Source organism: Lysinibacillus sp. RU7 (assembly GCF_057837305.1).
Window position 1 is genome coordinate 13,534 of the sequence record NZ_JBYQFK010000038.1, and the last position, 20,986, is coordinate 34,519.

Annotated in this window: 22 protein-coding genes and 1 other annotated feature; all 22 genes read left to right on the plus strand. The window is 39.1% G+C overall.

The window, feature by feature from the left end:
• Positions 1 to 16 precede the first annotated feature (16 nt).
• The 22 genes from AC3II9_RS19895 to AC3II9_RS20000 all read left to right on the plus strand — a co-directional run bounded on the left by AC3II9_RS19895 (position 17) and on the right by AC3II9_RS20000 (position 20,833).
• Positions 17 to 1,102 (plus strand): FtsW/RodA/SpoVE family cell cycle protein, encoded by a 1,086-nt coding sequence (locus AC3II9_RS19895; protein WP_489158266.1) that lies wholly within the window; start codon positions 17 to 19, stop codon positions 1,100 to 1,102.
• Positions 1,090 to 1,914: a cell division protein FtsQ/DivIB gene (locus tag AC3II9_RS19900; RefSeq protein ID WP_489158268.1), complete on the plus strand. Its 825-nt coding sequence runs from the start codon at positions 1,090 to 1,092 to the stop codon at positions 1,912 to 1,914. Before AC3II9_RS19895 ends, AC3II9_RS19900 begins: the two co-directional genes overlap by 13 nt.
• On the plus strand, positions 1,892 to 2,620 hold the full coding sequence (locus AC3II9_RS19905; RefSeq protein WP_489158270.1) for a DUF881 domain-containing protein: 729 nt from the start codon (positions 1,892 to 1,894) through the stop codon (positions 2,618 to 2,620). Before AC3II9_RS19900 ends, AC3II9_RS19905 begins: the two co-directional genes overlap by 23 nt.
• Positions 2,621 to 2,630: 10 nt before the next feature.
• Positions 2,631 to 3,347 carry a DUF881 domain-containing protein gene (locus tag AC3II9_RS19910; RefSeq protein ID WP_489158272.1) on the plus strand — a complete coding sequence of 239 codons (717 nt, stop codon included), beginning with the start codon at positions 2,631 to 2,633 and terminating at the stop codon, positions 3,345 to 3,347.
• 3 nt (positions 3,348 to 3,350) lie between these two features.
• A complete protein-coding gene (locus AC3II9_RS19915; RefSeq protein WP_489158274.1) occupies positions 3,351 to 3,728 on the plus strand; it encodes a small basic family protein in 378 nt (125 codons plus the stop codon).
• A gap of 89 nt (positions 3,729 to 3,817) precedes the next feature.
• Positions 3,818 to 5,104 (plus strand): cell division protein FtsA, encoded by a 1,287-nt coding sequence (gene ftsA, locus AC3II9_RS19920; RefSeq protein ID WP_489158276.1) that lies wholly within the window; start codon positions 3,818 to 3,820, stop codon positions 5,102 to 5,104.
• A 30-nt stretch (positions 5,105 to 5,134) separates the two neighbouring features.
• Positions 5,135 to 6,277, plus strand: a complete 1,143-nt coding sequence (gene ftsZ, locus AC3II9_RS19925; protein WP_489158278.1) for a cell division protein FtsZ — start codon at positions 5,135 to 5,137, stop codon at positions 6,275 to 6,277.
• A gap of 159 nt (positions 6,278 to 6,436) precedes the next feature.
• Positions 6,437 to 7,243 (plus strand): sigma-E processing peptidase SpoIIGA, encoded by an 807-nt coding sequence (locus AC3II9_RS19930; protein ID WP_489158279.1) that lies wholly within the window; start codon positions 6,437 to 6,439, stop codon positions 7,241 to 7,243.
• A 16-nt stretch (positions 7,244 to 7,259) separates the two neighbouring features.
• Complete coding sequence (gene sigE, locus AC3II9_RS19935; RefSeq protein WP_391366338.1) at positions 7,260 to 7,967, plus strand: RNA polymerase sporulation sigma factor SigE; 708 nt, start codon at positions 7,260 to 7,262, stop codon at positions 7,965 to 7,967.
• Between the two features lie 86 nt (positions 7,968 to 8,053).
• Complete coding sequence (gene sigG / locus AC3II9_RS19940) at positions 8,054 to 8,833, plus strand: RNA polymerase sporulation sigma factor SigG (RefSeq protein WP_489158281.1); 780 nt, start codon at positions 8,054 to 8,056, stop codon at positions 8,831 to 8,833.
• 72 nt (positions 8,834 to 8,905) lie between these two features.
• Positions 8,906 to 9,148, plus strand: coding sequence for a PRC-barrel domain-containing protein (locus AC3II9_RS19945; RefSeq protein ID WP_391366340.1), 243 nt, complete (start codon positions 8,906 to 8,908; stop codon positions 9,146 to 9,148).
• Positions 9,149 to 9,223: 75 nt separating this feature from the next.
• Entirely contained in the window at positions 9,224 to 9,892 is a 669-nt protein-coding gene (locus AC3II9_RS19950) for a YggS family pyridoxal phosphate-dependent enzyme (protein WP_489158282.1), read from the plus strand.
• Positions 9,893 to 9,910: 18 nt separating this feature from the next.
• Positions 9,911 to 10,405, plus strand: coding sequence for a cell division protein SepF (locus AC3II9_RS19955; protein WP_489158284.1), 495 nt, complete (start codon positions 9,911 to 9,913; stop codon positions 10,403 to 10,405).
• Positions 10,406 to 10,424: 19 nt separating this feature from the next.
• On the plus strand, positions 10,425 to 10,682 hold the full coding sequence (locus tag AC3II9_RS19960; protein WP_391366343.1) for a YggT family protein: 258 nt from the start codon (positions 10,425 to 10,427) through the stop codon (positions 10,680 to 10,682).
• Between the two features lie 61 nt (positions 10,683 to 10,743).
• Positions 10,744 to 11,529, plus strand: coding sequence for a YlmH family RNA-binding protein (locus AC3II9_RS19965; RefSeq protein ID WP_489158286.1), 786 nt, complete (start codon positions 10,744 to 10,746; stop codon positions 11,527 to 11,529).
• Between the two features lie 93 nt (positions 11,530 to 11,622).
• Positions 11,623 to 12,162 (plus strand): DivIVA domain-containing protein, encoded by a 540-nt coding sequence (locus AC3II9_RS19970; protein WP_489158287.1) that lies wholly within the window; start codon positions 11,623 to 11,625, stop codon positions 12,160 to 12,162.
• Positions 12,163 to 12,226: 64 nt separating this feature from the next.
• Positions 12,227 to 12,449: a binding site (T-box leader), on the plus strand.
• Between the two features lie 53 nt (positions 12,450 to 12,502).
• The gene (gene ileS, locus AC3II9_RS19975; RefSeq protein ID WP_489158289.1) at positions 12,503 to 15,262 is read left to right on the plus strand and encodes an isoleucine--tRNA ligase; all 2,760 of its coding nucleotides are present in this window, start codon (positions 12,503 to 12,505) and stop codon (positions 15,260 to 15,262) included.
• A gap of 258 nt (positions 15,263 to 15,520) precedes the next feature.
• Positions 15,521 to 16,387 carry an iron uptake system protein EfeO gene (gene efeO, locus AC3II9_RS19980; protein ID WP_489158291.1) on the plus strand — a complete coding sequence of 289 codons (867 nt, stop codon included), beginning with the start codon at positions 15,521 to 15,523 and terminating at the stop codon, positions 16,385 to 16,387.
• A 15-nt stretch (positions 16,388 to 16,402) separates the two neighbouring features.
• On the plus strand, positions 16,403 to 17,626 hold the full coding sequence (gene efeB, locus AC3II9_RS19985; protein WP_489158293.1) for an iron uptake transporter deferrochelatase/peroxidase subunit: 1,224 nt from the start codon (positions 16,403 to 16,405) through the stop codon (positions 17,624 to 17,626).
• Positions 17,601 to 19,307, plus strand: a complete 1,707-nt coding sequence (locus AC3II9_RS19990; protein ID WP_489158295.1) for an FTR1 family iron permease — start codon at positions 17,601 to 17,603, stop codon at positions 19,305 to 19,307. Before efeB ends, AC3II9_RS19990 begins: the two co-directional genes overlap by 26 nt.
• A gap of 147 nt (positions 19,308 to 19,454) precedes the next feature.
• Positions 19,455 to 19,934 (plus strand): signal peptidase II, encoded by a 480-nt coding sequence (gene lspA / locus AC3II9_RS19995; protein ID WP_489158297.1) that lies wholly within the window; start codon positions 19,455 to 19,457, stop codon positions 19,932 to 19,934.
• Positions 19,931 to 20,833 (plus strand): RluA family pseudouridine synthase, encoded by a 903-nt coding sequence (locus AC3II9_RS20000; protein WP_489158299.1) that lies wholly within the window; start codon positions 19,931 to 19,933, stop codon positions 20,831 to 20,833. The genes lspA and AC3II9_RS20000 overlap by 4 nt, the downstream gene beginning before the upstream one ends.
• Positions 20,834 to 20,986: the final 153 nt, after the last annotated feature.

Sequence of the window (20,986 nt, forward strand, 5' to 3'; positions counted from 1 at the left end):
GATTTTATATAGACGTTTGTTTGTAGGAAGTGCGCTGTTACTGACTTTAATTGGTATAGTCTTTATTTATTCAGCGAGTGCTTATTGGAGTGAAGTGCATTATGCGGATGATTTACCATTTTACGTGAAGCAGATAACGTATTTTGCATTAGCCCTTGTATGTTTTACGATTGTGAGTCGTAGCAAGTGGTTATTGGATGAAAAATGGTGGTTTCTTTTATATGCACTCTCCATTGTTTTATTAATCGCTGTACTTATTCCTGGAATTGGTGTATGGCGAAATGGCTCACGAAGCTGGCTAGGGATTGGACCATTGACATTCCAGCCAGCTGAATTTGTCAAAATTACAACACTCGTATATTTAAGTATCGTTCTTGCGAAGTGGAAACGTGGCGAACGCATTATTAAGCTAAAACATTTTATCGTTTTGCTATTACCGATTGCTCTGATTATGATCCAACCGGATTTTGGGTCAGCCTTTATTTTAATTGTAGCCGCATTTATCCTATTCTTTATTGCAAATTATCCAATCAAGTTTTATGCACTGTGCATTATGCTAGGCATAACCGGACTTGTTGCGTTAATTTTGTCTGCACCATACCGACTTGCCCGCATTCAATCCTTTTTAGATCCGTGGCAAGATTCTTTAGGGAGTGGATTTCAGGCAGTCCAATCGTTACTGGCTATTGGACCTGCTGGATTATTCGGACATGGTTTTTTAAAAAGTAGACAAAAATACTTATATTTACCAGAGCCGCAAAACGATTTCATTTTTTCAATTTTGTTAGAAGAAACGGGTTTCATAGGTGGACTTTGTATTGTATGTATTTTTGCGTGCTTTTTATATAGTGGGTATAAATTAGCTACTCATGCCATCTATGTACGCCATTTTTATATCATTAGTGCACTTGTTTCAATGATCGCTGTACAGGCAGCCTTAAATATAGGGGTAGTCATTGGACTGCTACCTGTTACAGGGGTCACACTACCATTCATTAGTTATGGTGGTACATCATTGATGATTTTATGGCTTACAGTTGGAATTATCTACTTATTTGGAGCTACGACAGAAGGAGAGAGAGGAGCATCATGGAAAAAGTAATTGATTTGGAAGATCGCATACCAACATTTCGGCAAAAGCGGCGAAAAAGAACGAACTTTAAATTTATAGTATTAACGACTATTTTCCTCTTCCTTTTGCTCCTGCTTTTGTATTTTCAATCGCCCTATAGCGAAGTGAAAAAAATTGATATTTCAGGACATACACTAGTAGATCGTACATATTATGAGGAATTGTCTGAAATAAAAGTAGGAGACTCCATGTGGGGGATTGATGGTAAGGAAATCGAAGCTAAAATGGAAGCGCTTGATTGGGTGAAAAAAGTAAGTGTACAACGGAAATGGCTAACAACTGTCGTCATTGAAATTGAAGAATGGAAAAAAGTAGCCTATTTAGCGAAAGATAATACATTTTATCCAATGCTCGAAAATGGTGTTTTATATGAAGAAGCAAATGAATTATTGCCCATTGATGCCCCCATTTTCTTGGCGTTTAATGATGAGGATTTGCGTAAGCGACTATTAAAAGAATTAGCCAAGCTAAAACCGGAAGTGCTCGCACTCATTTCGCAAATTAATGCGACTTCTTCTGCTTCAGATCCTTACGCCATTACATTATTTATGAATGATGGTTATGAAGTGCGAGCAGATATTACATCACTTGCAAGTAAGTTAAATTATTATCCGTCTATTATTGCACAAATTGAAAATGAAGAACAATTTGAAAAGGGGATTATTGATATCGAAGTAGGGTCATACTATCGACCGTATACAGAGGAATACACAGCCATTAACTTCGAAGAAGATGTAGGAGAACAGGATGTGATGGAAGATGAAGAACAATCCTCACAATAAAAGGAATGTACTTTGGAATCGAAAATATTTTGTGATTTTAGTCGTCTGTATTATTACCGGCTTTATCATAGGGTACTCCTATAATTTATCAAAAGATGATCGCCAGACGAGTTCGATTTCTAGTCTTTATGTGCAACAAGGTGACACATATCGAGAAGAACTTATTGCACAGCAAGAGCGCAATAAAGAGCTTGCAGAAGAATTAGATATACTACTTCAAACAATCCGAAACTATGAAAAAGAATTTGCAACAAATGAAGGGCAATACGAATCGTTAGTAGAAGAGGCTGAACGATTACGTATTTTGTTAGGTGAACTGCCTGCGGTTGGTGAAGGAATAGCTATTACATTGCGTGACAACGCCTATACGGGCATGACGAATCCGAATGATTATATTGTACACGAAAGCCATATATTTTCTGTCATTAACGAATTGAAAATCTCTGGTGCAGAAGCGATTGCGATTAATGGACACCGATTAAAAACCAATTCGTACATCAGTTGCAATGGACCTGTTATTACGATTGATGGAAGTCAGTATCCAGCGCCGTTTGTTGTGGAAGCAGTCGGGAATCGAGAAACATTGACTGCGGCGCTTGAAATTGAAGGTGGGGTAGTAGACCAGTTGTTAAGCGATCATATCGTTGTAACGGTGGAAAAGAAAGAACAAGTCTTGATGCCTTCTATTGCGAAAGGGAATTCTTAGGAGGTATTGGATGACAAGGAAAATGTATATTCATATTACGCTTATTTCTTTCATTATCGGATTGATGCTTGCAGTGCAATACAATACGGTTCAAAGCCCTGAAAAAAAAGAAACGACAGATGTTTGGGAAATTCGTCAAGACTTATCAGATGAAAAGAAGTTGCATTCAGAGTTGTTGACTAACATTAGACAAGCTCAGGGTATCGTTCGTAAATATGAGGATAAAGAGCTAGGTGATCCCGAGGCCATTTTAGCGCAGACCGTAGAAGATTTACAAGAAGCGGCAGGCCTTAAAGAAGTAACAGGTCCAGGAATAACGATTAGCATTACCCCTTCACCTGAATTAATAGCATTTGGTTATGAAATAAACGAAATCTCACCATCATTGTTAATTCGTCTTGTGAATGATATTTATCGTTATAAAGGACACTATATCGAATTAAATGGACAACGGGTTATTCATTCTTCCGCTATTCGTGATATTAACGGAAAAACAACGATCGGTAGCGTACCTATTGGCAAAACGAACGTTGAGATGATTGTGATTACAGAAACGGAAGAAGAAGCTGCAAAATTGTATAACCACTTAATGGCATCTTCATTTATGGATGAATTTTTCATTGATAATATGATGCTAACTGTAGAGCAACCAGAGGCTACACTGACAGTTCGTGCAACAGATATAGATATTCGTAACACCTATTTAACAGAACATAAAGGGGATTAGAATATGTGGTTACCACTACTAGGATTAATTTTAGGGATTGCACTTGGCGTCTTAACCGATATTCAAATTCCTGCTGTGTATGAAAATTATTTATCCATTGCCGTACTTGCAGCGCTTGATACAATGTTTGGTGGCATTCGTGCACAGCTGCAGCAAGTATATGACGATAAGGTATTTATTTCAGGTTTTTTCTTCAATATTGCGCTTGCGGCAGGGCTTGCCTTTTTAGGGGTGCATATAGGAGTAGACTTGTATTTAGCAGCGATTTTTGCCTTTGGCGTACGGCTGTTTCAAAATATCGCAGTCATTCGTAGGATTTTAATTACAAGATGGGAAGAATACAGAATAAAAAAGCGTGAAAATTCATCAAAATCACGTTAAAATTTGATTACAAGTAGTGATTTACTTAGACATTAATCAGATTTTACAATAGAATTAAAAGTAGAAGTATTTTAAGGAGGTGCAGCGAGTTGAATCATCAAGATATATATATTTCGCTAGATATTGGTTCATCTTCTATTAAAGTATTAATAGGTGAAATGAGTGATAGACAATTACACGTAATTGGCGTCGGACAAATAAAATCAAATGGCATTCGTAGGGGTGCAATTGTAGATATAGATGCAACAGTACAATCCATAAAAAAAGCAGTTGAACAAGCAGAAAGAATGACTGGTTTAACGATTGAAGAAGTCGTACTCGGTGTACCAGCAAATCAAACGGTATTACAATCAGTCAAAGGTGTAGTCGCTGTAAACGGAGACGGTCGTGAAATCTCAGATGATGATTTGGCACGTGTACTGGAATCAGCGCAAAGTATGGTAACACCACCAGAAAAAGAAATCGTTAATTTAATTCCAAAACGGTTTACAGTCGATCTATTATCTGAAATTAAAGACCCACGAGGTATGATTGGGACACGCTTAGAGGTAGATGCCACGATGATTATGACATCGAGAACATTGCTCCATAATGTACTGCGATGTGTAGAGCGTGCCGGTCTAAAAGTGCGAGAAATTTATTTACAACCATTAGCGGCAGGTTATTATGCTTTAACAGAAGATGAAAAAAATCAAGGGACTGCCTATATCGATTTAGGTGGTGGTTCAACAACAATCGCTGTCTTTGAAGATGGATTATTAACACATACCGGAGTAGTAGGGATGGGTGGCGACCAAATTACGAAGGATTTATCCATTGTACTAGAAACATCAACGGAACAAGCAGAGAACATAAAAAAACAGTATGGTCATGCGTTTTTTGACGATGCATCAGATGAACAATTATTTGAAGTTCAAGTAGATGGGACAAGTGCGACAGAGCAATATAGTCAACGCTACATTGCAGAAATTATCGGAGCTCGTGTTGAAGAAATTTTGGAGTATGTATTAGATGAGCTATCTCGACTCGGTGTTCGTGATTTACCAGGTGGGGTTGTATTAACAGGAGGTGTAGCACAGCTAGAAGGTGTAGGACAAGTCGCTCGTCAAGTGATGCAACTTCGTGTGCGTATACATACACCAGATTATATCGGTGTGCGTGACCCTGGTTTCACAACAGCGGTAGGATTAATTCGTTATGCGCATTCAGATGATGAATTTTACGGTAGGAGCTCAGAAATACAACCGGTTTCTGGACCCACTCAATCACCTCCTCCTAAAAAACAATCTAATGCAACTGAGAAAAAAGTCAATCACAAGTCCACAACGACTATTATTGACAAAGCAAAAAAATTCTTTAACAACTTTTTCGAGTGACGATAAAGATATAGAGCAGGAGGAGACAAAATGTTAGAGTTTGATACAAGTTATGACCAAGGCGCGGTCATTAAAGTAATCGGTGTTGGTGGTGGTGGAAACAACGCTGTTAACCGAATGATTGAACATGGCGTGCAAGGTGTCGATTTTATAGCGGTAAACACAGATGCACAAGCATTAGAGCATTCTAAAGCACAATATAAACTGCAAATTGGTGGTAAATTAACACGCGGTCTCGGAGCGGGTGCAAATCCTGAAGTAGGGAAAAAAGCAGCAGAAGAGAGTCGTGAGCAATTAGAAGAAGTACTACGCGGTGCAGATATGGTGTTTGTAACGGCAGGTATGGGTGGTGGTACTGGAACAGGTGCTGCGCCAGTAATCGCTCAAATCTCACGTGATTTAGGTGCGTTAACGGTTGGTGTTGTAACTCGTCCGTTCACATTTGAAGGGCGTAAACGCCAAACGCAAGCGATTGGTGGGATTTCTAACTTAAAAGAAGCAGTTGATACGTTAATTGTCATTCCGAATGATAAGTTATTACAAATCGTTGATAAATCAACACCGATGCTTGAAGCATTCCGTGAAGCAGATAACGTACTTCGACAAGGTGTACAAGGGATTTCAGATTTAATCGCAACACCTGGTTTAATCAACCTTGACTTTGCTGATGTGAAAACAATCATGTCTGATAAAGGTTCTGCTTTAATGGGGATCGGTATTGCAACGGGAGAAAACCGTGCAACAGAAGCAGCAAAAAAAGCTATTTCAAGTCCATTGCTTGAAACGTCAATTGATGGTGCTAAAGGCGTTATTATGAATATTACAGGTGGTTCGAACTTATCGCTATACGAAGTACAGGAAGCAGCAGACATCGTAGCCTCAGCTTCCGATGAAGAAGTAAACATGATTTTCGGTTCTGTTATCAATGAGAACTTAAATGATGAAATTATCGTAACTGTAATCGCTACAGGTTTTTCAGACGATATTATTCCAGCTGGCTCGTCATCGCCACGTCAAACACTTGGACTTGGGGGACGTACAGCTACTGTTCAACCAGTACAACAAGTACGTCATGAACCTGTTCAACAAGAACCAGTTCGCCAAGTATCATCTCAAGATGATCAATTAGATATTCCGACATTTTTACGTAATCGTCGTAATCGTAATCAATAGTTTACTAGCCTACAAGATTTTATGCTTGTAGGCTTTTTATTTTGTCTGAAAATGTCACATTACTACTGATTTTGTAAAGTAATTTCTAGAAAATCATTCACTGTTTTGACAAATTGCTCAATTCCTTCGTGGTACTGTATGGCTAGGAGGTTTTTTTGCATGGCTGGAGAATGGCTCCTTGTTGTAAACACAATTTATAATTATATGTTGCTCTCCTTCACACAAACGATTACAAATGTTCGGGTAACGAAGACGAAATTATGGATTATGGCAGCGCTCAGTAGTTTAATAGGGATACTGTTATTCCCTTCCATAATCGGTGTTTTCACAAGTTTTTTTATCTTAGTACTTGCATTCCCTATACAAACATTGTTGTTTAGACAGGCTTTTGTATTATTTATCGCAACGCTTGTCGTTGGAGGTCTTTTAACGGCTATTCAATCATATGCTAGCAGTAAATACAACATGCTTGTTTTGTGGATTGCGTTTGCTGCACTTATTCTTTTTTTTCTTGTTAGACACTATAGGTTACAGTGGATTTTTCGACAAAATACATTCCATACATCATGCACATTGCAGTTTTTAGGGAATTCTATTACACTACCTGCGTTTATTGATACGGGAAATACATGTATTGAGCCAATTAGTGCAATGCCTGTTCATTTTGTATCGTTACCAGCTATTAAGCAACAATTAGCTACAGATTTTGTACATGCGCTGACAAGTTGGAAACAAGATCAGCCATATGAACTTGACATGTTTTCGAAGGATGTACAGAAACGATTGCGTGTAGTACCGATTCAAACGGTACAAGGTGATACGCTCGCACTCGCTTTTCGGTTAGAGACACTTACAATGGGTGAGCAAACATTTTACGGTCATTATATTGTCTTTACAGCAAAAGATGCTAAGTTTCCAAGACAAGTAGATGTTATTCTCCATGTGTCTATGCTTCCTATCACATAAAAAAGGGGGACACTCATTGCTTCAAAAGCTACGCTTACTTTTTTTACGCATTTGGCGGAAAATTTCACGTCAGGGAACATACTATATAGGAGGACATGATGCATTGCCAGTACCATTAACTCGAGAAGAAGAATTAACCGTTGTCAAAGCATTTATGGATGGAGATTTAGGTGCTCGTGATACATTAATTGAGCGTAATTTACGTCTTGTTGTGTATATTGCGAGAAGATTCGATAATACAGCAACGCCAATTGAAGATTTAATTAGTATTGGTTCAATTGGGTTAATTAAAGCCATTGAAACGTTTAATACAGAAAAAAATATAAAATTGGCCACATATGCTTCACGTTGTATCGAGAACGAAATTTTAATGCATCTTAGAAAAACGAGTCGTATGAAAAGTGAAGTGTCGCTAGATGAACCACTGAATTCCGATGCAGATGGAAATGAGTTGTTGTTATCGGATATTTTAGGCACGGAAGAGCATATTATTTCAGATGATGTAGAGCGAAAACTACAGCGTCAGCATATGTTCCACGCGATTAATTGTTTAAACCCACGCGAAAAATATATTATGGAATGCCGTTTTGGTTTAAATGGTAAAACAGAAATGACACAAAAGGAAGTAGCGGATCATTTAGGCATATCACAATCGTATATTTCGCGCCTGGAGAAGAAGATTATTTTAGACCTACGTGAATATTTAAATGAACCGATTGCGTAAATTGGTTGAAATTGGCGTGGTGTAGATACGCATAGTCTCACCTCATACGGACAAACTGAACGATAAAAAGGTTCGGAGGAAAAGAGATGGTTCGTATGAAAGTAGAACTATGTGGTGTCGATACATCGACGTTACCTATTTTAAAACATGAAGAAATGAAAGCTTTATTTGAACGTATGCAAGCTGGTGAAGAGGAAGTACGTGAACAGCTCGTTATGTGCAATTTACGTTTGGTATTAAGTATTGTGGGTCGTTTTTCTTATCGCGGCGAGCAAGCAGATGATTTGTTCCAAGTAGGCTGTATTGGTTTATTAAAAGCGATTGATCATTTTGATTTAAAACATAATGTGCGATTTTCCACATATGCAGTACCAATGATTGTCGGAGAAATTCGACGTCATTTACGTGATCATCATGCATTAAGAGTCTCGCGTTCATTACGAGATATTGCGTATAAAGCAATGCAAGCAAAGGAACAATTTGTACTAGAGCATTCATATGAACCAACATTACAGCAAATTGCAGAGATGCTTGAAATGAAACAGGAAGATGTACTATATGCGTTAGATGCGATACAAGACCCAATGTCCTTACAAGAACCGATTTACGCGGATGGCACGGATCCGGTGTACATGCTGGATCAGTTAAAAGGCGATGTGTCAGAAGATCAGTGGGTTGCCTATGTATCGGTAAAAGATAGTATGCAAAAGCTGGATGAACGCCAACAACTCATCGTCGCAAAACGCTTCTACTACGGGGAAACACAAACGGAAATTGCCAAAACATTAGGCATATCACAAGCGCAAATATCGCGTTTAGAAAAAAGTGCAATTGCACTGATGCAGAAAGACTATAAAGTTGACTAGAGCGCACATCATGTGCGCTTTTCTTCACAATTGGGGAAAGATTCTTTAGAAAAAAACAAAAGGTGGAGTGCTATGTTAAGATTTTCAACGGTGCAACAAAAAGAGATGATAGAGGCTGGGAGTGGCCGTTTTATTGGTTATATTGTGGATGCGGAAGTGAATGAAAAAAGTGGTCATATTGAGTACTTTTTTGTGGCACAACCGAGGAAGATTTCGCAAATTCTTCACAAAGAAGATAGTATAAAAAAAGTAGCAATTAGTGATATTCTCATAGTAGGCAAGGATGTGATTTTAGTAAAAACGGCTTCCGTATAGGTCGCCCTATTCATTGATAAATCACCTTTAGCTTGATACAATAATATAAACTAATATTGTAAAGTTGGGAAAAAAGTGACCGAAATTATTAATAATTTAAAATGTATTCAAAAAAAAATAGAAGATGCACAACATAGAGCAAATGTATCGCAACAAGTAAATATCGTAGCAGTAACAAAAGAAGTAGATGTAGCACGTACGCAGGAAGCGCTTGCAGCAGGTCTTGTACATCTAGGCGAAAACCGCCCAGAAGGATTACATACAAAGCTTGAACATATTAAATCTGGTGTAAAATGGCATTATATAGGCTCATTACAAACGCGGAAAGTAAAACAAGTGATAAACGATATTCATTTTTTACATTCATTAGACAGAATTAGTTTAGTGGAAGAGATTGAAAAACGCGCTGAACAGCCGGTTAAATGCTTTGTTCAAGCAAATGTTTCAGGTGAGGAATCGAAGCATGGCTTGTCAAAGGAAGAGGTCATTCCGTTTATTCAACAACTAGCTGCTTACACAAAAATCGAAGTCGTCGGGTTAATGACAATGGCTCCAAATACAGAAGATGAACACATCATTCGCAATGTATTTCGTGAAGTAAAAAAACTTCAACAGGAAGTTATTGCCTTACAATTACCATATGCTCCATGCACAGAACTTTCTATGGGAATGTCAAATGACTACGAGATTGCTGTAGAGGAAGGAGCAACCTTTGTAAGAATTGGCACGGCTCTTGTTGGATGATGAAAGAAGGGACGGTGGATGAGTATGAAAAACATTATAAAAAATTTCTTCTACTTAGAAGATGAGGAAGAACATGTAACACATGATGAAGTGACTGAAAAGAATGTAAAACAACAGCAATCTGAAGTGCCTCCTGCTATTAATGCGCGATTTAAAAAAGAGCGCAAAGTTGTCCCACAACAGTTACCACATGTGTCTGCTCCATCGCAAAACAATGTGGTAAGTCTCCATGCAGCAACAACAACAAAGGGCGCCAAAGTCGTATTAGTAGAGCCTCGTGTTTACGCAGAAGCACAAGATATTGCCGAAAATTTAAAAAATAAACGTGCGACAATTGTAAATCTACAACGTATTGAGCGTGATCAAGGGATACGTATTATTGACTTTTTAAGTGGTACAGTATATGCATTAGGTGGCGATATTCAACGAATTGGGACAGATATTTTCTTATGTACACCAGAGAATGTAGAAGTATCAGGAGAAATTTCAAATTATATTATTGATGAAATTTAGAAGCTAGAGAGGTATTTAGATGATTTATTATATTATTATGCAGGCATTTACGATTTACACGTTTATGCTGATTGCATACATTTTGCTATCGTGGATTCCAGCGGCGCAAGACTCCGCTGTAGGTCGCTTTTTAGCAACAGTATGTGAACCGTACTTAGGTTTTTTCCGAAAGTTTATTCCGCCAATTGGCATGATTGATATTTCACCAATTGTTGCGTTGTTTGCACTACGCTTTATTCAACAAGGTTTATTAAATGTTATTAGCTACATTATTTAAGTCTTTCCCCGTACAATGTTTCGCATTGTAAGGGGATTTTATTTAACAAGGAGTTACGAAAATGGAGCATTTAATTCAGCACTTTCGAAAAGATGAACAGCCATTTATTGAACAAGTCGTTGGTTGGCAGCGCGAAGTGGAAGATCGTTATGCACCGCGCTTAACGGATTTTTTAGACCCACGGCAACGTTTTATCGTGAGTACTGTAATCGGTCAGTCAGATGACTTCACCGTTTTTATGGAAGGTGGATTTCAAGCACCTGAGCGCATGCGGATGATAATCGCACCTTCCTATTATGTGCCAGAAGAACATGATTATCATCTTACAATCTTTTCAGTGAGCTATCCTTCGAAATTTGTACAAATTAGACACCCCGATGTGTTAGGGGCACTTCTGTCACTCGGTGTTGAACGGGGCAAATTTGGTGATATTCGTGTGGCTGAAAATACGGTAGAATTTGCAGTGGCAAAGGAAGTAGCGGATTATGTACGTACGAATTTATCAAGCATTGGTAAAGTGAAAGTACATATGGAGGAAGTAGGAACAAGGTCGCTTTTACAGCTAGAAGAACAATGGGGAGAAATCTCTTGTACCGTTTCTTCGATGCGTCTTGACGTTGTGCTTGCGACTGTACTAAATCTTTCTCGTCAAAAATCGCAAAGTCTCATTACAGCAGGTCGTGTAAAAGTCAATTGGACCGTTCGCGAGCAAGTGGCATTTGAATTACAAGAAGGCGATATTATTTCTGCACGAGGTTTTGGCCGTTTAAAAGTAATCATGACAGAAGGGCGGACAAAAAAAGATAAAATTCGCCTACAAATAGGTCGATTAGAGCAAAAACTATGACTATCTGTAGAAAAAAACGAAAAAATGATGTCAATTAAACGCTAACAAAGTATAATGTTTAATAAATAGTAACGTGCAAAGGAGAGTAGCGACATGCCATTATCCCCCTTAGATATACATAATAAGGAGTTTACGCGTGGCTTCCGTGGCTATGCTGAGGACGAGGTAAACGAATTTTTAGATCAGATTATTAAAGATTACGAGATTGTTTTACGTGAGAAAAAAGAGCTTGAAGACAAAATTAAAACAATGACAGAACAGATGGGTCACTATAACAATTTAGAAGAGACATTACAAAAGTCGATTATTATTGCACAAGAAGCAGCGGAAGAGGTACGCCGCAACTCCCAAAAGGAAGCAAAGCTCATTGTGAAAGAAGCCGAGAAAAATGCAGATCGTATCGTGAATGAGGCTTTATCGAAAGCACGTAAAGTGACAATTGAAATTGATGAGTTAAAAAAGCAGTCTAAAGTGTTCCGTAACCGCTTTAAGATGCTAGTAGAAGCACAACTGGATTTATTGAATGCAGATGATTGGGATAATTTACTGGAATATGATGTTACATTGACCGAGATTCCAATACAAACACGTGAAAAGTATGAAACAGAGGATGAGAACTTACGTTCAATTTAAGCAGAAAAGCTTGACGCGCCGCAAGCAGTTTCATATACTGATACACAAAAGACGTTTATATGCATAATCAGCTACGATGGAGACAGTATGTTTAAATTGCTGTGAAGCGATTCGAGGATGGTGGGAGCTCGAACAAAAAGCAATTTTTACAGAAAATCACTCTGGAGCTAGTTCATTGAATTGTAGTAAGTGAACTCGTGATACGCGACGTTACAGCGACTAAGAGGCAGTAATTGTTTACTGTAAATTAGGGTGGTACCACGAAAAGACAGCTTTTCGTCCCTTTTTGGGATGAAGGGCTTTTTATTTTGCATGTAAACAAATAACAGGAGGATTACGAATGGTAGAGTATAAAGACACGTTGTTAATGCCAAAAACAGATTTCCCGATGCGCGGAGGATTGCCAACAAAAGAGCCGCAAATCCAAGCGAAGTGGAATGAAATGGATATTAACAAATTAGTAAATGAACGTACAAAGGATCGTCCGCATTTCGTATTACATGATGGCCCTCCGTATGCAAACGGTGATATCCATATCGGGCATGCGCTAAACAAAGTGATTAAAGATATGATTAATCGCCATCGTTCAATGACTGGTTTTCATGTACCTTATGTACCAGGTTGGGACACACATGGTTTACCAATTGAGCAAGCATTAACAAATAAAGGTGTTAATCGCAAAGAAATGTCGGTTGCACAATTCCGCGAACTTTGTGAAAAATATGCGTATGAGCAAATCGATAATCAGCGTGAACAATTTAAACGTTTAGGTGTGCGCGGGGATTGGGAAAATCCATACATCACATTAAAGCCGGAATTTGAAGCGCGTCAAATCGAAGTATTCGGTAAAATGGCGGAAAAAGGCTACATTTACAAAGGCTTAAAACCGGTGTACTGGTCACCATCATCTGAATCAGCACTAGCAGAAGCGGAAATTGAATATAAAGATGTAAAATCACCATCCATTTATGTATCATTCCCGATTAAAGATGCAAAAGGTGCCGTTCCTGCGGATGCGAAATTTATTATCTGGACAACAACACCTTGGACATTACCAGCAAACCTTGGGATTTCTGTAAACCCAGAATTCACATATGTAGTCGTAGCAGTGGAAGATAAAAAATTCATCATTGCAAAAGACTTACTTGAAAATGTGGCAAATGCAATTGGTTGGGCATCTTATGAAGTACTTCAAGAAGTAAAAGGGCAAGAGCTTGACCGTGTTGTAGCGCAACACCCATTCTATGATCGCGATTCACTTGTGATGGTGGGTGAGCACGTCACAGCGGAAGCTGGTACAGGATGTGTACACACGGCACCAGGTCACGGGGAAGACGACTTTAACATTGGGAAAGCGTATGGTTTACCTGTTTTATCGCCAGTGGATAACCGCGGTTGTTACACAGCGGAAGCACCAGGCTTTGAAGGCATTTTCTATGATGATGCCAATAAATTAGTAACAGAAAAATTACAAGAAGTAGATGCATTAGAAAAACTAAACTTCTTTACGCACTCTTATCCGCATGACTGGCGTACGAAAAAGCCGGTTATTTACCGTGCGACACCACAATGGTTTGCGTCAGTTGAAGCATTCCGTGATGAATTATTACAAGCGGTGGAAGATACGACATTCACACCGGCATGGGGTGAAACACGTCTTTACAATATGATTCGTGATCGTGGTGACTGGTGTATTTCCCGTCAACGTGCATGGGGGGTACCAATTCCAGTATTCTACGCGGAGAATGGCGAAGAAATCATTACGTCAGAAACAATTGCACATGTCGTACAGTTATTCCGTGAGCATGGTTCAAATATTTGGTTCCAAAAAACAGCGAAAGAATTATTACCTGAAGGCTTCACACATCCAGGTAGTCCGAATGGCGAGTTCACAAAAGAAAACGACATTATGGACGTTTGGTTTGACTCAGGCTCATCGCACCAAGGTGTATTAGTAGAGCGCGGCATGAAATACCCAGCAGATCTTTACTTAGAAGGTTCTGACCAATACCGTGGCTGGTTTAACTCATCCCTTATTACATCTGTTGCGATTAATGGCTACGCACCATATAAAGGGTTACTATCGCACGGTTTCGTATTAGACGGTGAAGGTCGTAAAATGAGTAAGTCTTTAGGCAATGTGATTATTCCGCAAAAAGTAATGGATCAATACGGTGCAGATATTTTACGTTTATGGGTAGCGTCTGTTGACTATACAGGCGACGTGCGTATCTCGATGGATATGTTAAAGCAAGTTTCTGAGGTATATCGTAAAATCCGTAACACGCTTCGTTTCTTACACGGGAACGTGACAGACTTCAATCCAGCGACTGATCGTGTAGCGTATGAAGATTTACGTGAAATGGATCAATACATGTACATGCGTATGCAAGACGTATTAAAAGCTGTACGTACGGCATACGACCGTTATGAGTTCTCAGCGGTATATCACACAATCAACAACTTTGTAGCAATTGAGTTATCTTCATTCTACTTAGATATTGCAAAAGATGTTGTGTATATTGAAGGTGTAGACAATCAAGATCGTCGTGCAATGCAAACAGTGATGTACGATACGCTACAAATGTTATTAAAAGTACTAACACCAATTATTCCACATACGACGGAAGAATTATGGGGTTACTTAGGTGCTGAGGAAGCTTCTGTTCAATTAACAGACTTCCCAGAAGTAGATGAAAAAGAAAACTTTGAACAGTTACGTGCAAAATGGAGTAATGTCATTGCGATTCGTGATGAAGTGTTAAAAGCACTTGAAGAAGCGCGTAATGCAAAAGTAATCGGGAAATCGTTAGAAGCGAAATTATCTGTATATGCAGATCAAGAAGCAGTGGAGCTTCTAAAAGATGCAACGATTGACTTTGCACAATTATCGATTGTTTCACAATTTGTTGTTGCTGGTACAAAAGATGAGGCGCCAGAAAATGCATTAGTCTTAGATAAGACAGCAATCGTTGTAGAAAAAGCAGACGGTGAAAAATGTGAACGCTGCTGGACGATTTCTGAAACAGTTGGCTCGAACGAAGCACACCCAACATTATGTGCACGTTGTGGAGAAGTTGTAGAGAAGTATTACCAATAATTATTTAGCATGTAAATAAGCGGATTACTCCGTTTATTTACATGCTTTTTTTAATTAATCATCTAGAGCATTGGAAGCAATCTTATAGCTGATGCTTGCTCCGTATCACTAGTAAACAATCGTTGTTAGTTAACGAACGATGGAATGATTATTTATAAAAAACTTTAATTTCCTCTTGATTTATAGAGTGATAATCATTATCATTCTTTAATATGAAATAGTTTGATAGCCAAGTAGGCATTGAAAGGATATGACATAATGAAATTCAGCAAAAAATTATCAGCGTTATTAGTAGCGAGTAGTATTTTAATGGCAGCTTGTGGAGAAGAGGCGACAAAAGAACAGGAAAATGCAGTAGAGCCAGCGCAAGTGGAGACAGAAAAGGTAAGTTTGTCAGCTGAAGTAGAAGCATATCAACAATTTGCGGTAGAGCAAATGGAGAAATTTGTTATTGAAACGGAAAACTTCGTTAACCTATTTAAATCAGGTGATATTGAAGCAGCAAAGGCAGCATATGCGCCTGCACGTATGTATTTTGAACGTTCAGAGCCTATTGCAGAAAGCTTTGGCGATTTAGATCCACGTATCGACGGGCGTTTAGCGGATTTAGAAGAAGAAGGGCAAGGGATGGAAGAGTGGTCAGGTTACCACAAGCTAGAGTATGCATTATGGGTTGAAAATACGACAACGGGTTATGAGCAAGTGGCCGATCAATTGTTAGTGGATGTGAAACAATTATATGCACTTGTACAAACAGTGGAAGTGGAACCAGAGCTATTAGTGACAGGAGCTGTTGACCTATTAAACGAAGTGTCCACATCGAAAATTACGGGCGAAGAGGAAATTTACTCGCATACGGACCTTTACGACTTTAAAGCCAATATTGAAGGGGCAGAGAAAATTTTTGAGATTTTACGTCCGAAATTAGAAGCGAAAGATGCAGATTTAGTAGCAACGTTAGATGAGAAATTTAGTGCAATGAATGATTTATTAGTGAAATATGAAGACGGAAAAGGTGGTTATGTGTCATACGAAGTATTAACAGAAGATGATACAAAAGCACTGGCAACAGCAGTAAACGAATTAGGTGAGCCATTAAGTCAAATGGGTATTGTCATCGAATAGTATAGGAGCTTTTATATGGCAGAAAAAATTACGAGACGAGAAATGTTGAAGCTTTCTGGATTTGCGATTGCAGGCGCAGCAATTGGCGCCTCAGGTCTTGGTGGTGTGATGAAAATGCTAGAGGATGAGGCGCCAAAAGCTTCTACTCATGCCGTCGCGTTTTATGGGAAGCACCAACCAGGCATTACGACGCCTCATCAATCCAATGTATATTTTGCATCGCTCAATTTTGTTGGACAGTCTAAAGCGCAACTCCAAAAATTATTTCAAGATTGGACGCGCTATAGTGAACGGATGATGCAAGGGCAATCCGTTGAAGATGAGGATGCTACTAAACATGTACCACCTGTTGATACAGGAGAGTCATTTGATTTAGATGCATCGAATTTAACGCTAACATTCGGAGTAGGGCCGTCGTTATTTGAACATGCCTCATTAGGGCTACAAAATAAAAAGCCTACGGAATTAGTGGATTTACCTCATTTCCCGAAAGACCAGCTACAAAAGCAATGGACAGGTGGAGATTTATGTATTCAAGCATGTGCAGATGATCCGCAAGTGGCCTTCCATGCGGTACGTAATTTACTACGTGTCGGTAGTGGGGTTGTACAGTTGCATTGGTCTCAATCGGGCTTTATGTCGATGCCGACAGATGGTAGTACGCCGAGAAATTTATTTTCTTTTAAGGACGGGACGGTTAATCCGAAAACAACGAGTGAATTTGATGAGCATGTATGGGTATCCAATCACACTCAGTCTTGGCTAAATAACGGCACGTATTTAATCGTTAGAAGAATACAAATGCATTTAGAAACATGGGATCGTACATCGCTACATCAGCAAGAAATGACATTTGGGCGTTATCGACATAATGGGGCATTATTCGGACAGGCCGATGAGTTTGCTGAAACGGATGTGTTCGCAAAAGATGTGGAAGGGGAGCCTGTTATTCCAGAAAACTCCCATGTGTACTTATCACGTCTTGCGAAACAAACGATTTATCGTCGTCCATTCTCTTATGCTTCCGGTACTGTAACAGAAACAGGGGCTTATGATAGTGGCTTGCTGTTTATCTCGTTCCAAAAACATCCGAAGCAGTTCATCGATATTCAAAACAGCTTAGGGCGTATGGATAAATTAAATGAATATATTACACATCGGGGAAGTGCATTATTTGCCTGTCTACCGGGTGTTAAAAAAGGGAGTTATTTAGGTGAAGCGCTTTTTACAAGTTTGTAGTATCGTCGTAATGAGCTTGCTCTTTTTCGCACCTATTACAAAAGCATCTGATTATAGCGAGCTATACGTGTTAATTACAGATGCAATCATTAATACGAACCAGCAAAATGAAGAGCAAGCTCAACAGGCGCTTCAAGAAATTGAACAATTGTGGGCTACGTATAGCTCAGAGCAAGTAGAAGCAAAGACAGAGGCCGATCAGGCGATTGAAGCGGTCATGCATGCAAATGATGCGGCGTCTCGAGTAAAGGCACTTTCGCAGTTGTCAAAAGCACTATCAGCTCTGGACTTAGCAGAAAATCCGATTGATGAAAAAGCAGAGCGTGAATCGTTTTATTCGAAGTTTAGTCCGTTTATGACACAATGGGAAGAGGCTTACTTAACAAATGACACGGAGAAAATCCAAGAAGCCTATAAAATGCTCGATACCAAATGGAACCAATACGAAAAGCCGGTACGTGCGCAAAGTATTGGGTTATACGGACAAATCGAAAGCCAATTAGCGTTTATGCGCATTGCGTTATCGAATGAAACACCGGATATCGCGTTAGCCAACTCTTATTTTACGACGTTAAAATCGTATATCGAACAGTTTATGACCGGTGAAGATATTGTAGTGGAAGACAAGGGCTATTCATTGCAGACGCTAATTGATTTAATCGATGATGCGCTAAAAGGCATCGAACAAACAGATTATCGTACAGCGGCAGATGCTTTAACAGAGTTCATCATTGTTTGGCCGAATGTAGAAATCGAAGTGTCGACACGCAATAGCTCGCTGTATAATAAATTAGAAAGTGATATTCCCATTTTAGTCAGTCGTTTATCCCAAACGACACCGAAAGTAGAGGAAGTCGAAGGGCAGTTACAAACATTTAAAAAAGAAATTCAGCTAATTCAAAATGATGATAGCTATTCGTTTTGGGATGCTGCATTAATTTTATTACGTGAAGGCTTAGAAGCGATTTTAATCATTATGGTGCTCGTTTCCTTCTTAAAGCGCTCTAATCAAGAACGAATGGTGAAATGGATTTATTCAGGGGCAGCAGCAGGTATCCTTCTATCTGCTGGGATGGCAATTTTACTAGCAGTTGTATTTGATTCTTTAACATCAGGGACAAATCGTGAAATGATTGAAGGCTGGGTAGGACTTGCAGCGGCGATGATGATGATTGGTGTCGGTGTATGGCTCCATAGTAAATCGACTGTGCAATCATGGAATACTTATTTATCGAAGCAGATGGGCCATGCCATTTCAAAAGGGTCTGTGCTGGCGATGGCTTTTATTAGTTTCTTATCGGTATTCCGAGAAGGGGCAGAGACCATTTTATTTTATGCGGGTATTATTCCGAAAATCGAAATGTTTGACTTTGTTTTAGGCATTGTGATTGCCATTATTATTTTAATCATCGTTGCTTTGGCATTAACAAAGCTCAGTGGGAAAATTCCGATTCATAAGTTTTTCTTTGTCGCGACAATTATGATTTATATATTAGCCTTTAAAATTATCGGAACAAGTATCCATACACTACAATTAACAGATGTCGTCTCAACAAATGTTGTGGATGTTTTACCTGTTATGAGTGCAATCGGTTTTTATCCAACCGTGGAAACGATACTTGGGCAAGCGATTTTATTGTTTATTTGGGCGTTTGTCTCATGGAAACAGCGTAAACATTAATATAAGGTGCACGAAAGCCACATAGCTTTTGTGCATCTTTTTTATGGACGAAAAGAATAGGACAGCAAAAAATATTATTGTCATCATTATTCGAAAGTGATTCCTTTGTGTTAGAATGGGATAGATATGCATATAGGGGGCGTCTAGGTGAAAAGGTTTTATGGAATTGCCATCATTGTCATTTTACTCGACCAACTAACAAAGTGGATGGTCGTTAAAAATATGGAGCTTGGTGAGCGAATTGCTATTTGGGATCCGTGGTTTGGTTTGCTTTCGCATCGAAATCGCGGCGCAGCATGGGGCATGCTACAAGGGCAAATGTGGCTCTTTACGATTGTGACGATCGGCGTTATTATCGCGATTATTTATTTTTATCATACGGAGGCAAAGGGAAAACCATTTTTCCAAGTGAGTTTAATGCTGCTGTTAGGTGGGGCAATCGGGAACTTTATTGACCGTTTATTGTTAGGAGAAGTGGTCGATTTTGTGGATGTATTGATTCCAGTCGTTAACTACCATTTCCCGATTTTTAATATTGCGGATGCCGCATTAACAATTGCTGTCGTTATGCTATTAATTGCAATTTTGGTAGAAGATCGAGTAGAAAAGAAAAAGGTGAAAAAATGAACGTAACATATACAATGGAAGAACAACATGCAGGAGAGCGTCTAGATAAAGCATTATCGAGCCTGCAATCAGAATGGTCACGTACGCAAATTGGGAATTGGATTGATGAAAATCGCATTAAAGTAAACGGGGCGGAAGTCAAAGCCAAGTACAAAGTTAAAGCAGGCGATGTCATTGAGATTGAGGTACCAGAAGCAGAGCCGTTAGAAATTGTAGCAGAAGATTTACAGCTAGAAATCGTTTATGAGGATAAAGATGTATTAGTAGTAAATAAACCCCGTGGTATGGTTGTGCATCCAGCACCGGGTCATACGACAGGAACGCTTGTCAACGGCTTAATGTACCACTGTAAAGATTTATCAGGGATTAACGGGGTGATGCGCCCAGGTATCGTGCACCGTATCGATAAAGATACATCTGGTTTACTGATGGTGGCCAAAAATGATGTCGCACATGAAGGGTTAGTAAATCAGCTCGTAGAGAAAACGGTCACACGTAAATATACAGCACTTGTACATGGGCATATTGCGCACGATAAAGGAACAATTGATGCCCCGATTGGACGTGACTCTAAAGACCGCCAAAAGCAAGCGATCGTGGATGGTGGTAAACATGCTGTGACGCATTTCCAAGTGCTTGAACGCTTCGGCGATTATACGCTAGTAGAGTGCCGTTTAGAAACAGGACGTACACACCAAATTCGTATCCACATGAATTATATCGGTTTCCCATTAGTTGGTGATCCAAAATATGGTCCGAAGAAAACAATCGACTTTGGTGGACAAGTATTACATGCTGGGGTGTTAGGTTTTATACAGCCTGTAACAGGTGAATACTTAGAATTCGAAGCGCCACTGCCACAGGATTTTGTCGATTTATTAGCCGAGCTGAGAAAATAATATGACACGAAGGAACTGCCGAAATGGTAGTTCCTTTTTATAACTGGTAATGAGTAAAAGTAGATGCTAAAAATACCGGTTCTATAATAAATGTTGGGGTTTTCATACAATTTATGAAAAATAAAATGCACAACATCACCTGTTTTACTATAC

What these genes read in the sequence shown, in the direction of transcription:
- AC3II9_RS19900 (WP_489158268.1), top strand. Translation starts at nt 1,090, where the DNA reads ATGGAAAAAGTAATTGATTTGGAAGATCGCATACCAACATTTCGGCAA.
- AC3II9_RS19905 (WP_489158270.1), top strand. Translation starts at nt 1,892, where the DNA reads ATGAAGAACAATCCTCACAATAAAAGGAATGTACTTTGGAATCGAAAA.
- AC3II9_RS19910 (WP_489158272.1), top strand. Translation starts at nt 2,631, where the DNA reads ATGACAAGGAAAATGTATATTCATATTACGCTTATTTCTTTCATTATC.
- AC3II9_RS19915 (WP_489158274.1), top strand. Translation starts at nt 3,351, where the DNA reads ATGTGGTTACCACTACTAGGATTAATTTTAGGGATTGCACTTGGCGTC.
- ftsZ (WP_489158278.1), top strand. Translation starts at nt 5,135, where the DNA reads ATGTTAGAGTTTGATACAAGTTATGACCAAGGCGCGGTCATTAAAGTA.
- AC3II9_RS19930 (WP_489158279.1), top strand. Translation starts at nt 6,437, where the DNA reads ATGGCTGGAGAATGGCTCCTTGTTGTAAACACAATTTATAATTATATG.
- sigG (WP_489158281.1), top strand. Translation starts at nt 8,054, where the DNA reads ATGGTTCGTATGAAAGTAGAACTATGTGGTGTCGATACATCGACGTTA.
- AC3II9_RS19945 (WP_391366340.1), top strand. Translation starts at nt 8,906, where the DNA reads ATGTTAAGATTTTCAACGGTGCAACAAAAAGAGATGATAGAGGCTGGG.
- AC3II9_RS19955 (WP_489158284.1), top strand. Translation starts at nt 9,911, where the DNA reads ATGAGTATGAAAAACATTATAAAAAATTTCTTCTACTTAGAAGATGAG.
- AC3II9_RS19960 (WP_391366343.1), top strand. Translation starts at nt 10,425, where the DNA reads ATGATTTATTATATTATTATGCAGGCATTTACGATTTACACGTTTATG.
- AC3II9_RS19965 (WP_489158286.1), top strand. Translation starts at nt 10,744, where the DNA reads ATGGAGCATTTAATTCAGCACTTTCGAAAAGATGAACAGCCATTTATT.
- AC3II9_RS19970 (WP_489158287.1), top strand. Translation starts at nt 11,623, where the DNA reads ATGCCATTATCCCCCTTAGATATACATAATAAGGAGTTTACGCGTGGC.
- ileS (WP_489158289.1), top strand. Translation starts at nt 12,503, where the DNA reads ATGGTAGAGTATAAAGACACGTTGTTAATGCCAAAAACAGATTTCCCG.
- efeO (WP_489158291.1), top strand. Translation starts at nt 15,521, where the DNA reads ATGAAATTCAGCAAAAAATTATCAGCGTTATTAGTAGCGAGTAGTATT.
- efeB (WP_489158293.1), top strand. Translation starts at nt 16,403, where the DNA reads ATGGCAGAAAAAATTACGAGACGAGAAATGTTGAAGCTTTCTGGATTT.
- AC3II9_RS20000 (WP_489158299.1), top strand. Translation starts at nt 19,931, where the DNA reads ATGAACGTAACATATACAATGGAAGAACAACATGCAGGAGAGCGTCTA.